General features: G+C 61.0%; 13 protein-coding genes. 8 read left to right on the forward strand and 5 right to left on the reverse strand.

Features of this window, described 5'->3' with window-relative positions:
* Positions 1 to 56 precede the first annotated feature (56 nt).
* Entirely contained in the window at positions 57 to 1,604 is a 1,548-nt protein-coding gene (locus tag F2S13_RS03600; protein WP_166359079.1) for a glycoside hydrolase family 17 protein, read from the reverse strand.
* Positions 1,605 to 1,925: 321 nt separating this feature from the next.
* Here F2S13_RS03600 and F2S13_RS03605 point away from each other — a divergent pair, with 321 nt between their 5' ends.
* The 3 genes from F2S13_RS03605 (at position 1,926) to F2S13_RS03615 (ending at position 4,976) form a co-directional block, all read left to right on the forward strand.
* A complete protein-coding gene (locus tag F2S13_RS03605) occupies positions 1,926 to 2,783 on the forward strand; it encodes a glycine betaine ABC transporter substrate-binding protein (RefSeq protein ID WP_166359080.1) in 858 nt (285 codons plus the stop codon).
* A gap of 226 nt (positions 2,784 to 3,009) precedes the next feature.
* Entirely contained in the window at positions 3,010 to 3,321 is a 312-nt protein-coding gene (locus tag F2S13_RS03610) for a DUF485 domain-containing protein (RefSeq protein WP_166359081.1), read from the forward strand.
* Complete coding sequence (locus tag F2S13_RS03615; RefSeq protein ID WP_166359082.1) at positions 3,318 to 4,976, forward strand: cation acetate symporter; 1,659 nt, start codon at positions 3,318 to 3,320, stop codon at positions 4,974 to 4,976. Before F2S13_RS03610 ends, F2S13_RS03615 begins: the two co-directional genes overlap by 4 nt.
* A gap of 59 nt (positions 4,977 to 5,035) precedes the next feature.
* On the opposite strand, the gene F2S13_RS03620 is transcribed toward F2S13_RS03615, so the two are convergent.
* Entirely contained in the window at positions 5,036 to 5,194 is a 159-nt protein-coding gene (locus F2S13_RS03620; RefSeq protein ID WP_136478888.1) for a DUF3309 family protein, read from the reverse strand.
* A 247-nt stretch (positions 5,195 to 5,441) separates the two neighbouring features.
* Between F2S13_RS03620 and F2S13_RS03625 the strand changes: the two genes are divergently transcribed.
* From F2S13_RS03625 to csrA, 3 genes are all read left to right on the forward strand, one after another.
* Positions 5,442 to 6,257, forward strand: a complete 816-nt coding sequence (locus F2S13_RS03625) for an SDR family oxidoreductase (protein WP_166359083.1) — start codon at positions 5,442 to 5,444, stop codon at positions 6,255 to 6,257.
* A 71-nt stretch (positions 6,258 to 6,328) separates the two neighbouring features.
* The gene (locus tag F2S13_RS03630; RefSeq protein ID WP_166359084.1) at positions 6,329 to 6,661 is read left to right on the forward strand and encodes a YnfA family protein; all 333 of its coding nucleotides are present in this window, start codon (positions 6,329 to 6,331) and stop codon (positions 6,659 to 6,661) included.
* A gap of 137 nt (positions 6,662 to 6,798) precedes the next feature.
* Entirely contained in the window at positions 6,799 to 6,993 is a 195-nt protein-coding gene (csrA, locus tag F2S13_RS03635; protein ID WP_166359085.1) for a carbon storage regulator CsrA, read from the forward strand.
* Positions 6,994 to 7,003: 10 nt separating this feature from the next.
* Here csrA and F2S13_RS03640 read toward each other — a convergent pair whose 3' ends face one another.
* The 3 genes from F2S13_RS03640 to mnmC form a co-directional block, all read right to left on the reverse strand.
* Positions 7,004 to 7,222, reverse strand: a complete 219-nt coding sequence (locus F2S13_RS03640) for a YheU family protein (RefSeq protein WP_343047160.1) — start codon at positions 7,220 to 7,222, stop codon at positions 7,004 to 7,006.
* A complete protein-coding gene (locus F2S13_RS03645) occupies positions 7,209 to 7,901 on the reverse strand; it encodes an MBL fold metallo-hydrolase (RefSeq protein WP_166359086.1) in 693 nt (230 codons plus the stop codon). Before F2S13_RS03645 ends, F2S13_RS03640 begins: the two co-directional genes overlap by 14 nt.
* Before the next feature lie 84 nt (positions 7,902 to 7,985).
* Complete coding sequence (gene mnmC, locus F2S13_RS03650; protein ID WP_166359087.1) at positions 7,986 to 9,989, reverse strand: bifunctional tRNA (5-methylaminomethyl-2-thiouridine)(34)-methyltransferase MnmC2/FAD-dependent 5-carboxymethylaminomethyl-2-thiouridine(34) oxidoreductase MnmC1; 2,004 nt, start codon at positions 9,987 to 9,989, stop codon at positions 7,986 to 7,988.
* 129 nt (positions 9,990 to 10,118) lie between these two features.
* On the opposite strand from mnmC, the gene pap reads away from it, so the two are divergent.
* On the forward strand, positions 10,119 to 11,618 hold the full coding sequence (gene pap, locus F2S13_RS03655) for a polyphosphate:AMP phosphotransferase (protein WP_166359088.1): 1,500 nt from the start codon (positions 10,119 to 10,121) through the stop codon (positions 11,616 to 11,618).
* A gap of 111 nt (positions 11,619 to 11,729) precedes the next feature.
* Positions 11,730 to 12,914 carry a thiolase family protein gene (locus F2S13_RS03660; protein WP_166359089.1) on the forward strand — a complete coding sequence of 395 codons (1,185 nt, stop codon included), beginning with the start codon at positions 11,730 to 11,732 and terminating at the stop codon, positions 12,912 to 12,914.
* Positions 12,915 to 13,050 lie beyond the last annotated feature (136 nt).

Genomic DNA, 13,050 nt, shown 5'->3' on the forward strand with positions numbered 1-13,050 from the left:
GTGTTGCCTGACCGGGCCTCATCGCTGGCTTGCCCGCGATGAGGCCAGACCTGCACTCACCGCACCCGCAAACTCCGCCACAACGCCGCCACCAGCAGCACGCTGACCCCTGCCCAGATCCATGCCTGCTGGTTGAGCAACCCTTCACGGTAAAGCTGCGGCGCGATGCCGGAGCCGATGATGAAGGTCAGCAAGGTGATTTCCGCCCGAGGGGCGCGCACCGGACGCAGCAGGTAGACCAGGGCCGGCAGCAGCAGGGCGGCGCAGGGGAAGCTGCGGTAGCGAGGGTCGAAGACCAGCGCCAGCATCATCACCGCCCCGGCGAAACCGGTGGCCGCCAACCACCAGCCCGCGCGCGCTTCGAGCCAGGCGAAGGTGCGTTCCCGCCAGCTGTTGCGGGTGCTCAGGGCCAGGGCGCCATGGGCCATTACCAGCAGGTTCAGGCCGACCAGCAACGCAGCCCACAGCCATTCACCGGCAAAGCGACTGGTGATGCGGGTCAGTTCCCCCCACAAGCCGATGCTGCCGGCACCGATGGCGGCCAGCAGCGGCAAGAGCATGGCGGCGCGGGTGCCGCGCACGGGGCCGGCGAACGCCAGTGTGGCGAGCATCAGCAGCGCGCTGATGCCCAGCCATTGTGGCCATAAGGGCAGGTTCGAGACCGGGCCTTCGAGCACACCCTTGTCTTGACGGTCAGCATCGAACAGCCCCCAGTAACCCCCCACGGCACCTTCGTTGGCGCGCTTCCAGGGCTGGTCGAAGGCTTCGATCAGGTTGTAATGCCAGCCGTGTTGCTCGGCCATGGCAACGAAACCGCGAATGAACCGCGCTTCATTGACCGGGCTGGGCAGGGCGGTTTCGCGCTGGCGGCCTTCGCTGGGCCAGCCGGTTTCACCGATGACAATGTCCTTGGGCGCAAAGCGATTGCCGAACACCTGGCGAATTTCGCCGACGTGGGCCAAGGCATCCTCGATGCCCCTGGGGTCATCTTCCCAATACGGCAGCAAGTGAATGGTGAGGAAGTCCACCGTCGGTGCCACTTCCGGGTATTGCAGCCAGAACTCCCAGACGTCGGCGTAGGTGACCGGTTGCTTGACCTGGCTTTTCACTCGCTCGATCAGCCGGGTCAGTTGCGTGCCGGTGATTTCCTTGCGCAGCAGGGTTTCGTTGCCGACGATCACCGCCTTGACCACGTCGGCGTTGGCATTGGCCGAGGCGATCAGGGCATCGACTTCCTTGGCGGTGTCGATCGGGTTGCTGTTGACCCAGGCCCCGAGCATGACCTTCAACCCATGTTTGCGCGCCAGTGCCGGGATGCTCTCCAGACCTGTCATCGAATAAGTGCGGATGCATTCAAAGCGGGTAGCCAGCAAGGCCAGGTCCGCATCGATGCGCTCGGGGCGCAATTGCAGCGGTTGATCGTACGGCGACTGGTCTTTATCGAACGGGGTGTAGGAAGCGCATTGCAACTTGTGCGATGCGCTCGCCGCGTCCGGCAGCACCACCGGTTTGCCAAGGCCGTACCAAAGCGCGCCCAGGCCGAGCAGGCCGATCAGGCAGGCAAACAAATAGGGCAGGACGGGAAAACGGGCATTCGAGGACATGGTCAGGCCGTGAGGAAACAAAGCCGGCAATATTACCCGTAATTTCCCGGTGCTTGAGCATCGGCATGCAAAGTTCACGTTGACCTTCATGCAGCCCAACGCCTGATTGACGTTGCTGGCTATGTGATGTCGTTTCTCGATGTTTCGAGGTCGTAGGCAGAGTGGTATGAAGCGCATCCGAGGTTGATGATTCAGACCATCAGTACTCCGCTGGTGATCGGGGCAGTCCTGGCAGTTCGGCGTGATGGAGGCGCCGCGCACCATAACAACACGTGACGATGCCCGGCATTCGTCGGGCGCAGCACTTTCGGGGAAGTAACGATGAAGATGCGACGACTCTTAGGGGCGGGTGCAGTTCTGGCACTTGCGATCGGCTCCACCCTGGCCCAGGCCGACACCAAACCCACTTTGAGCATTGGCTATGTCGACGGTTGGTCCGACAGCGTAGCGACCAGCAACGTGGCCGCCGAAGTGATCCAGCAAAAACTCGGCTACCCGGTGAAGCTGCAAGCGGTCGCAACCGGGATCATGTGGCAGGGCGTGGCCACCGGTAAGCTCGACGCCATGCTCTCGGCCTGGCTGCCGGTCACCCATGGTGATTACTACGCCAAGAACAAGGACAAGATTGTCGACTACGGCCCCAACTTCAAGGACGCCAAGATCGGCCTGATCGTGCCGGAATACGTCAAGGCCAAATCGCTTGACGACCTCAAGACCGATGACAGCTTCAAGCAGAAGATCGTCGGCATCGACGCCGGCTCCGGCGTGATGCTCAAGACCGATCAGGCGATCAAGGACTACGACCTGACCGGCTACAAGCTGCAAGCCAGCTCCGGTGCGGGGATGATTGCCGAATTGACCCGTGCCGAAGCAAAACAGGAATCGATCGCCGTGACCGGTTGGGTACCGCACTGGATGTTCGCCAAGTGGAAACTGCGTTTCCTGGAAGATCCAAAAGGCGTTTACGGTGCAGCCGAGACCGTCAACAGTATCGGTAGCATGGGCCTGGAGAAGAAGGCGCCGGAAGTTGCAACCTTCCTGAAGAATTTCTCCTGGCAGTCCAAGGATGAAATCGGCGAAGTCATGCTCGCCATCCAGGACGGTGCCAAGCCTGACGCAGCGGCCAAGGATTGGGTTGCCAAGCACCCTGATCGTGTCGCGCAATGGACCGCCAAATGATGGCTTGAGGTCTCTAATACAGCAGTTCCAGGGCCGCCCGGCTTGCACAGCCGGGCGGCTCTTTTGTTTTCGGCAGATTACTTTGCCATGGGCAATGGCATTGCAAGGCTGAGCCAGTTGTCCTCATCAGGCGCCTCGATCTACTACTAAGGTCGTCTGGAGTGCCGTACCGAGCAGCATAAAGTGGACCTCGTTCTACTTAATCTGTGCTGCGAGGACAAAAACAATGAACGACAGCATTTACCTCTCGATTCAAAACAGCCCGCGCTTCAAGGAGCTGGTAACAAAAAGGGAACGCTTCGCCTGGATACTCTCGGCGATCATGCTTGGGCTTTATTCAGGGTTCATTCTCCTGATCGCATACGGTCCTCACATACTCGGTGCCAAGATCGGCCCGGACTCCTCCGTCACCTGGGGTATTCCGCTAGGCGTCGGTCTGATCGTTTCGGCTTTCATCCTGACGGCAATCTATGTACGTCGTGCCAACGGCGAGTTCGATGACCTGAACAATGCGATTCTCAAGGAGGCTCAGCAATGATCCGGCGTCTACTTTCTGCCCTTGGCATCATGGCCTTTGCGCCAACCCTCTGGGCCGCCGATGCCCTGACCGGCGCGGTCGAGAAGCAACCCCTCAACGTCTCGGCAATCGCGATGTTCGTCGCCTTTGTCGGGTTGACCTTGTGCATTACTTATTGGGCGTCCAAGCGCAACAAGTCGGCGTCCGATTACTACGCCGCAGGCGGCCGCATCACCGGCTTCCAGAACGGCCTGGCGATTGCCGGTGACTACATGTCGGCGGCCTCCTTCCTGGGGATTTCCGCTCTGGTGTTCACCTCCGGCTACGACGGCCTGATCTATTCGATCGGCTTTCTGGTGGGCTGGCCGATCATTCTGTTCCTGATTGCCGAACGCTTGCGCAACCTGGGCAAATACACCTTTGCCGACGTCGCGTCCTATCGCCTGAAGCAGAAAGAAATCCGCACCCTGTCGGCCTCAGGCTCCCTGGTGGTGGTGGCGTTCTATCTGATCGCGCAGATGGTCGGTGCCGGCAAGCTGATCCAGTTGCTGTTCGGCCTGGACTACCACGTTGCGGTAGTGCTGGTGGGGATCCTGATGGCCCTGTACGTGCTGTTCGGCGGCATGCTGGCCACCACCTGGGTACAGATCATCAAGGCCGTGTTGTTGCTGTCGGGTGCCAGCTTCATGGCGCTGATGGTGATGAAACACGTCAATTTCGACTTCAATACCCTGTTCTCCGAAGCGATCAAGGTTCACCCCAAAGGTGAAGCGATCATGAGCCCCGGCGGTCTGGTGAAAGACCCGATCTCGGCCTTCTCCCTGGGCCTGGCGCTGATGTTCGGTACCGCTGGCCTGCCGCACATCCTGATGCGCTTCTTCACCGTGAGCGACGCCAAGGAAGCGCGCAAGAGCGTGCTGTATGCCACCGGCTTCATCGGTTACTTCTACATCCTGACCTTCATCATCGGCTTCGGCGCGATCCTGCTGGTCAGCACCAACCCGGCCTTCAAGGACGCCGCGGGCGCACTGCTGGGCGGTAACAACATGGCGGCGGTCCACCTGGCCAATGCGGTGGGTGGCAGCATCTTCCTGGGCTTCATCTCGGCCGTGGCCTTTGCCACCATCCTGGCGGTGGTAGCCGGTCTGACCCTGGCCGGTGCCTCGGCGGTGTCCCATGACCTGTACGCCAGCGTGATCAAGAAGGGCAAGGCCAACGAGAAGGATGAGATTCGCGTCTCGAAGATCACCACCATTGCACTGGCGGTGCTGGCCATCGGCCTGGGCATCCTGTTCGAGAAACAGAACATCGCCTTCATGGTCGGCCTGGCGTTCTCCATTGCCGCCAGCTGCAATTTCCCGGTGTTGCTGCTTTCGATGTACTGGAAAAAGCTGACTACCCGCGGTGCCATGATCGGTGGCTGGATGGGCCTGATCAGTGCGGTGGCGTTGATGGTGCTGGGCCCGACCATCTGGGTGCAGATCCTCGGTCACGAGAAACCCATTTATCCGTACGAATACCCGGCGCTGTTCTCCATGGCGATCGCTTTCGTGGGTATCTGGTTCTTCTCCATCACCGACAAGTCCAGGGCGGCTGATGAAGAACGGGCCTTGTTCTTCCCGCAGTTTGTTCGTTCGCAGACTGGATTGGGGGCGAGCGGGGCGGTTTCTCACTAAGACTTGAGGCAACATAAAAAAAAGGCAGCCAAGAGGCTGCCTTTTTTATGCACGCCGTTCTAAATCTTGCCGAGCAACAACAGAATCAAAAGAATGATCAGGACGGTACCGATAATCCCTGATGGCCCATAGCCCCAACTTCTGGAATGCGGGAATACGGGTAAGCCACCGATCAGGAGCAGTATCAGGATGATGATTAAAATGGTGCCCATGGCGATTTCCTTAGTGGACTGATTGCAGTGAGCTGGTCGTTCAAGACATCCGCTAATGGCATGAAAGTCCTGAGCGCTTAATACTTCGGACTGCACCCGTTCGAAAAAAGTCCATGGGTACTGTTGATCGGTGAATTCATTCAGGTGAGGCGCCGGTTTGCCCGGGGCATTCAGCGTTCTGATGGTACGTGGGGGCGAGTATTTCCTTCGCTACACTGCCTCGCATATTCCCCAGAACAACAAGGCAACTCCTATGCAAAATCGCATGATGATCACCGGTGCAGGATCGGGCCTGGGTCGTGAAATCGCACTGCGCTGGGCCCGTGAAGGCTGGCAACTGGCGCTGTCCGATGTGAGCGAGCCGGGGCTTCAGGAAACCCTCGCGCTGGTGCGCGAAGCCGGCGGCGACGGCTTTATCCAGCGTTGCGACGTACGCGACTACAGCCAGCTGACGGCCTTTGCCCAGGCCTGCGAAGAAAAGTTCGGTGGTATCGATATCATCGTCAATAACGCCGGGGTCGCCTCGGGAGGCTTTTTCAGCGAACTGTCGCTGGAAGACTGGGACTGGCAGATCGCGATCAACCTGATGGGGGTGGTCAAGGGCTGCAAGGCCTTCCTGCCGCTGCTGGAAAAGAGCAAGGGCAAGATCATCAACATTGCCTCCATGGCCGCCTTGATGCAGGGCCCGGCAATGAGCAACTACAACGTGGCCAAGGCCGGTGTGGTGGCGTTGTCCGAAAGCCTGTTGATTGAATTGGCGCAGCAGGAAGTCAGCGTGCATGTGGTGTGCCCGTCGTTCTTCCAGACCAACCTGCTGGACTCCTTCCGTGGCCCGACGCCGGCGATGAAGGCCCAGGTCGGCAAGCTGCTGGAAAGCTCGCCCATCACCGCCAGCGACATTGCCGATTACATCTACCGGCACGTGGCCGAAGGCGAATTCATGATTCTGCCCCATGAACTGGGACGCCAGGCCTGGGCACTGAAGCAGAAGAACCCGCAGTTGCTGTACGACGAGATGACCAGCATGGCCGACAAAATGCGCGCCAAGGCTCGCCAGAGCCAGGGTTGACTGCAGGGTTGACTGCTGGTTTCGGGTATTCTTGCGCATTCCGCGCAACTGAATACTGGCGAGAATCCGGCGTGCTCAATTATTTGTGGTTTTTCCTCGCGGCGATCTTCGAGATCGCCGGTTGCTATGCGTTCTACATGTGGCTGCGCCTGGGCAAGACAGCCTGGTGGCTGGCTCCTGCGCTGCTCAGCCTGACCTGTTTCGCTCTCTTGCTGACCCGGGTCGAAGCGGCCTATGCCGGACGCGCTTATGCGGCCTACGGCGGAATCTACATCGTTACTTCCCTGGCCTGGCTCGCGCTGGTGGAGCGGGCCCGGCCGCTGGGGTCGGACTGGCTGGGGGCGTTATTGTGCGTGTTGGGTGCCACTGTCATCCTGCTCGGGCCACGCTTTCAAAACGCCTGAAGGTAGTTTCAGTTGTAGGTGGTGTCTGTAGGACTGATGACTAATGTATGTAGGATTCGCCTAATTATCTGTAGAGACATTGAAGACAGATAATTCCGCGGGCAGTCTCGGATCCCCACTCTTGAAGGATCCAGGCCATGTTGGTATTAACCCGGGAAATCGGCGAGTCAATCATCATCGATGATGAAGTCACGGTGAAGGTCCTCGCCGTCAACGAAAATGTCGTGCGCCTCGGCGTCACGGCCCCTCGCCATATTCAAGTGCACCGTGCGGAAATCCACCGGCGCATTGCCGAATACCTGATCAAGCAGGCGCAGGCCCGGGGTCGCTGAGGGGCTGGGCTCAGTCGAACAGCTCCTTGGGGATATCGTGTTTGAGCATGAGCTGGCATTGCTGGCTGTCCGGGTCGAACACGATGAAGGCCTGGGCCTTGCTCAATGCATGGCGCACGCGCTGTACACGGGTTTCCAGGGGCGTTTCATCGCCATTGTCGGTGCCGTCACGGGTGACGAAGTCCTCGATGAGGCCATCAAATACAACGAATTTATCAAACCCTGCCACACGCACGATTTGCCGGCACGGCAATCTCCATCATCTGCGGCTCGGCCAGTTTGAGGCTTGCCATCAGCTGCGCGTATTCATCCCCATTGGCGACCTGCAGCCGCGGGTTGTGGCGGCGCTCTTCGCCGATGGTCGAGCAGGTCCAGCCCTTGTAGTCGTGGGCCGGGTACACCAGGGTCGTGTCGGGCAGGCTCAACAGGCGTTGCAGGCTGTTCCACGCGTCGTGGGCATTGCCGTTCTGGAAGTCGGTGCGACCGGTGCCGCGGATCAGCAGGGTGTCGCCGCTGAACAGGCAGGCCGGTTCCTGGTCCTGGGGCCAGAGCACGAAGCAATAGGAGTCGTCGGTGTGCCCGGGCGTGTGCCAGGCCACGAGGCTGCGCTTTCCGAAATCCAGATGCTGGCCATCGTGAAAGGAGAAGCTGGCGCAGCTGGCGGGGTTCGGCTCGCCAAACCCGGCGGCGCAACCGGTACGATCGCGCAACAGGCCCAGGGCGGTGATGTGATCAGCATGGGTATGGGTGTCGATGGCCATCGACAGGCGCAGTTCCAGTTCATCGAGCAGGTGCAGATAGTCTTCGAGCTTGTCTCTGACCGGATCGATCAGGAGTGCTTCCCCCTGGTCTGCCAGCAGATAGCTGTAGGTGCTGCTCTGGCTGTGGATAAGTTGCCGAATCAGCATTGCCGTGCTCCTGAATGGCTATGGCGGCATTCGATTATGGGAAATCCGGAGCCATGGGCCATAAGCCATTGTGGACCGCTTTTGTCAGCCTTGCCTGGCTTTGCCGCGTATCAGATTGCGCAGGGCAAAGCGATTGGGATGACAGGCTTCGGCGACGCTGCGCGGCAGTGGCAGGGGCTCATTGTCCAGCCAGGCGGCGATCAGCTCGCCGGACAAGGGCGCGGTAATCAAGCCCCGCGAGCCATGGCCACTGTTGACGTACAGGCCGTCCAGCCACGGGCAGGGCTGGTCGGGGATTTGCCGGGCGTCCTTGGCCAGTACCGCGTAGATTTCGCTGAATGCCGCAGTGTCCGCCACCGGACCGACGATGGGCAGGTAGTCCGGACTCGTGCAGCGGAAGGCGGCGCGCCCCTGGAGCTGTTCTGGCGGCAGTTGCTCGACCTGCAAGCGGCTGGCGAGGTCTGTGGATATCTCCGCGAGCAGTTGCAGATTGCCGGCGTGTTCGGCTGCGGTGGGCGTCAGGTCATCGCTGTGGAAATCGAAACTGGCGCCCAGGGTGTGTTCGCCCTCGCGGGCCGGCGCCACATAGCCTTCGGCGCAGACCACCGTGCGCAAGGCCCGGCTTTGCTCGGTCTGGTCCAGGCGGGTGATCTGGCCGCGGATACGCTTGAGCGGTAGATCGGCCGTGGCGGCAAACTGGCGTACGTCGGCGGCCCCGGCAAGGATCGCTACCGGGGCACTGGCCAGCAGACGTTCACCGTCCCAGGCCTGCCACTGCCCGTCGACCCTGTGCAATTGCAGCACGGCATGATGGGGCAACAGCTGGATATTGGGGTGCCTGGCCTGCCAGTGACACAGGGCAGGGGGGTGGACCCAACCGCCTTCGGGAAAGTACAGCCCGCCACTGTCCAGGCCGATGCCGGCTACCGCCTGAGCCTCGGCCCGCTCCAGCACGCGTAATAGATCCGGGGAGAAAGCTTGGGCGAGCTGGCCCTGACGTTTGGCTTCCTTGTCGTCGAACGCCAGTTGCAGCACGCCGCAGCTGTCCCAGTCGGTGCCGCGTTGCAGCTGTTCAAGCAGGCGGCGGGTATGGCCGAAGCCACTGAGTATCAACTGCGAAAGCGCCGTGCCATGGGCTGAAAGCTTGAGGTAAAGCACACCCTGGGGATTTCCCGAGGCCTCCGCGGCAGGTTGGGCATGGCGCTCCAGCAGGCTCACTTGCCAGCCGCGCATGGCCAGGCTGTGGGCCGTGGCGCAGCCGGCAAGGCCGGCACCGATCACCAGGGCGTGGCGTTGCGAAACCCTGGTGTGCGGGCGGGCGAACCAGGGCGCCGGTGCGGCAGGTGCCGGGATGTCATCGGGCCAGGTATTGAAGACGCCGCGCAGGATTTCCCATTTGTGGCCGATGCCGGGTACCCGTTTCATGGTGAAGCCGGCGGCCTTGAGAGCGCGCCGTACCCAGCCGGTGCTGGTAAAGGTACCCAGTGTGGCCCCGGGGGCCGACAGGCGTGCCAGTTGCGCAAAGAGTTCCGGGGTCCACATTTCCGGATTCCTGGACGGCGCGAAGCCATCGAGGAACCAGGCATCGACCTGGCCATCGAGCTGGGGCAGTTGTTCCAGCGCATCGCCGACCAGCAGGGTCAGGGTCACCCGGCCCTGGTCGAAGATAAAGCGCTGGAAGCCACCATGCACGGCCACGTACTGCTTGAGCAGCGGCTCGGCGAAGGGCGCCAGCTGCGGCCAGAGTGTCAGTGCCCGATTCAGGTCGGCGGGGCTCAGCGGGAATTTTTCCACGCTGACGAAGTGCAACCGGGCGCCCTTCGGCGCGCATGCGGCGAACAACTGCCAGGCACAGAGAAAATTCAGGCCGGTGCCGAATCCGGTTTCGCCGATCACCAGGCGCCCATCCGCGCCAAGCTCGCTGAAGCGACGTTGCAGCTGGTTCTGCTCGATGAACACGTGGCGCGTCTCGTTGAGGGCCGATTCATCGGAGAAATAAACGTCATCGAATACCCGCGAGCGCGGGCGACCCTGGTCGTCCCAATCGATCTGGGCGTGGAAGGCGTGTGAGGAGGGCAGGTGGCTCATGTTCGGCTCGGCAGCAGCAAGACAGGCATTCTAGCCGATCGTTTGCGCTTGCCGGTGGTTGATACATTTTCTCGAAACGACGGCGTCGATGATCCGCTAATCTTGAACATTCGATGAAGGGAGACAGGTATGTTCGAATCCGCCGAGATCGGCCACGCGATTGACAAGGAAACCTACGACGCTGAAGTCCCCGCACTGCGCGAAGCCTTGCTCGAAGCGCAGATAGAGCTCAAGCACCAGGCGCGTTCCCAGGTGATCGTGCTGATCAATGGCATCGAAGGCGCCGGCAAGGGTGAGACGGTCAAACTGCTCAACGAGTGGATGGACCCGCGCCTGATCGAGGTGCGGACCTTCGACCAGCAAACCGATGAAGAACTGGCCCGGCCACCGGCCTGGCGCTACTGGCGGCAACTGCCGGCCAAGGGGCGGATGGGTATTCTGTTCGGCAACTGGTATAGCCAGATGCTGCAGGGGCGGGTGCATGGCGAGTTCAAGGATGCCGTTCTGGATCAGGCCATCAACGGCGCCGAGCGTCTCGAGCAGATGCTCTGCGATGAAGGCGCCTTGATCATCAAGTTCTGGTTTCACCTATCCAAGAAGCAGATGAAGGCACGGCTCAAGTCCTTGAAGGATGATCCCCTGCATAGCTGGCGCATCAGCCCGCTGGATTGGCAGCAGTCCGAGACCTATGACCGCTTCGTACGCTTTGGCGAGCGGGTGCTGCGCCGCACCAGCCGCGACTATGCGCCCTGGCATGTGATCGAGGGCGTCGACCCGAATTACCGCAGCCTCGCGGTCGGCCGGATTCTGCTCGAAGCCATGCAGGCGGCCCTGCAGACCCCACCGCAGGAGACGCACAAGCCCAGCATCGCGCCGGTGGGGGAAAGCATCGACCAGCGCAGCTTGCTCGACAGCCTGGACCTGAGCGTGAGTCTGTCCAAGGAAGACTATGAAGAGCAGCTGGTTGCCGAGCAGGCCCGACTGTCCGGCTTGCTGCGCGACAAGCGCATGCGCCGGCATGCGCTGATCACGGTGTTCGAGGGCAATGACGCTGCGGGCAAGGGCGGCGCGATCCGCCGTGTCGCCGCGGCGCTGGACCCGCGCCAATATGCCATCGTGCCCATCGCCGCGCCCACCCAGGACGAGATTGCCCAACCTTATCTGTGGCGCTTTTGGCGGCAGATTCCGGCGCGCGGCAAGTTCACCGTGTTCGATCGTTCCTGGTATGGCCGGGTGCTGGTGGAGCGGGTCGAAGGCTTCTGCAGCAAGGCCGACTGGATGCGTGCCTATGGCGAAATCAACGATTTCGAAGAGCAACTGAGCGATGCCGGCGTCGTGGTGGTGAAGTTCTGGCTGGCAATCGACAAGGAAACCCAACTCGAACGCTTCAAGGAGCGCGAGCAGATCCCCTTCAAGCGCTTCAAGATCACCGAAGAAGACTGGCGCAATCGTGACAAGTGGGACCTGTACCGCGCTGCCGTCGGTGACATGGTCGATCGCACCAGCACCGAAATCGCGCCCTGGACCCTGGTCGAGGCCAATGACAAGCGCTGGGCGCGGGTCAAGGTGCTGCGCACCATCAACGAAGCGCTGGAGGCTGCCTTCAAGACTGACAAGAAGTCCGGATAGTTCATCTGTGACGGATGGGTTTTCATACAGAACCTGAATGATCATCGCAGAAGGTGATCATGCAGTTTTATGCTCGGAGAACTTAACCGATAACCACAAGAGGGCAGTGCCATGCGTGAAGTAGTGATCGTCGATAGCGTGCGGACCGGGCTGGCCAAGTCCTTTCGAGGCAAGTTCAACCAGACCCGTCCGGATGACATGGCGGCCCATTGTGTCAACGCCTTGCTCGAGCGCAATGGCATCGACCCGGCGACTGTCGAAGACTGCATCGTCGGCGCCGGTTCCAACGAGGGTGCCCAGGGGTTCAATATCGGTCGCAACGTCGCCGTGCTCTCGCGCCTGGGCACCGGCACGGCCGGGATGACCCTCAATCGCTTCTGCTCCTCGGGCCTGCAGGCCATTGCCATTGCGGCCAACCAGATCGCTTCGGGCTGCAGCGATATCATCGTGGCCGGTGGTGTGGAGTCCATCAGCCTGACCCTCAAGAGCGTCAATCAGGACCATTTGATCAACCCTGCGCTCAAGGACCTGAACCCCGGCATTTACATGCCTATGGGGCAGACTGCCGAAATCGTAGCCAGGCGCTACAACGTCAGCCGCCAGGAGCAGGATCAGTACGCCCTGCAAAGCCAGCAGCGTACCGCCAGGGCCCAGGCAGCCGGGTTGTTCAAGGATGAAATCGTGCCGATGTCCACCCGTTTCCTGGTGGAAGACAAGGCCACGGGGCAGCAGGAATGGCGCGAAGGTGTGGTTTTCGACGACGACTGCAACCGCCCGGACACGACGCTCGAGAGCCTGGCCGGCTTGAAGCCGGCGTTCGCTGAAGATGGCTCGGTGACGGCCGGCAATGCTTCGCAACTGTCCGACGGGGCGTCCATGACGCTGGTCATGAGCCTTGAGCGGGCGCAGGCGCTGGGACTGACGCCGCGGGCGATTTTCCGTGGCTTTACCGTTGCCGGTTGCGAACCCGACGAAATGGGCATCGGCCCGGTGTTCGCCGTACCGAAACTGCTCAAGGCCAATGGCCTGAGCGTGGCGGATGTCGACCTGTGGGAGTTAAATGAAGCCTTCGCCTCGCAGTGCCTGTATTGCCGTGATCGCCTGGAAATCGACAACGAGAAATACAATGTGAACGGTGGTTCCATTTCCATTGGTCATCCGTTCGGCATGACCGGGTCGCGTCAGGTCGGGCATCTGGTGCGTGAGCTTTCGCGGCGCAACGTGCGCTATGGCGTGGTGACGATGTGTGTGGGTGGCGGGATGGGGGCGGCCGGTCTGTTCGAAGCTGTTAGCTGAGATTTATGTTGCCCGTGAGGGCCTCATCGCGGGCAAGTCGAATCGTCGCACCGCCGCTCCCACAGGGGATCTCCACAAATCCCATGCCGACCTCTGTGGGAGCTGGCTTGCCAGCGATGGTATCAATTCGGTGAAG

This window comes from Pseudomonas akapageensis, assembly GCF_011355085.1.
Lineage (GTDB): Bacteria > Pseudomonadota > Gammaproteobacteria > Pseudomonadales > Pseudomonadaceae > Aquipseudomonas > Aquipseudomonas akapageensis.

Coding starts and splice junctions, on each gene's coding strand:
- F2S13_RS03600 (WP_166359079.1), bottom strand. CDS start 1,604: ATGTCCTCGAATGCCCGTTTTCCCGTCCTGCCCTATTTGTTTGCCTGC.
- F2S13_RS03605 (WP_166359080.1), top strand. CDS start 1,926: ATGAAGATGCGACGACTCTTAGGGGCGGGTGCAGTTCTGGCACTTGCG.
- F2S13_RS03610 (WP_166359081.1), top strand. CDS start 3,010: ATGAACGACAGCATTTACCTCTCGATTCAAAACAGCCCGCGCTTCAAG.
- F2S13_RS03615 (WP_166359082.1), top strand. CDS start 3,318: ATGATCCGGCGTCTACTTTCTGCCCTTGGCATCATGGCCTTTGCGCCA.
- F2S13_RS03625 (WP_166359083.1), top strand. CDS start 5,442: ATGCAAAATCGCATGATGATCACCGGTGCAGGATCGGGCCTGGGTCGT.
- csrA (WP_166359085.1), top strand. CDS start 6,799: ATGTTGGTATTAACCCGGGAAATCGGCGAGTCAATCATCATCGATGAT.
- F2S13_RS03645 (WP_166359086.1), bottom strand. CDS start 7,901: ATGCTGATTCGGCAACTTATCCACAGCCAGAGCAGCACCTACAGCTAT.
- mnmC (WP_166359087.1), bottom strand. CDS start 9,989: ATGAGCCACCTGCCCTCCTCACACGCCTTCCACGCCCAGATCGATTGG.
- pap (WP_166359088.1), top strand. CDS start 10,119: ATGTTCGAATCCGCCGAGATCGGCCACGCGATTGACAAGGAAACCTAC.
- F2S13_RS03660 (WP_166359089.1), top strand. CDS start 11,730: ATGCGTGAAGTAGTGATCGTCGATAGCGTGCGGACCGGGCTGGCCAAG.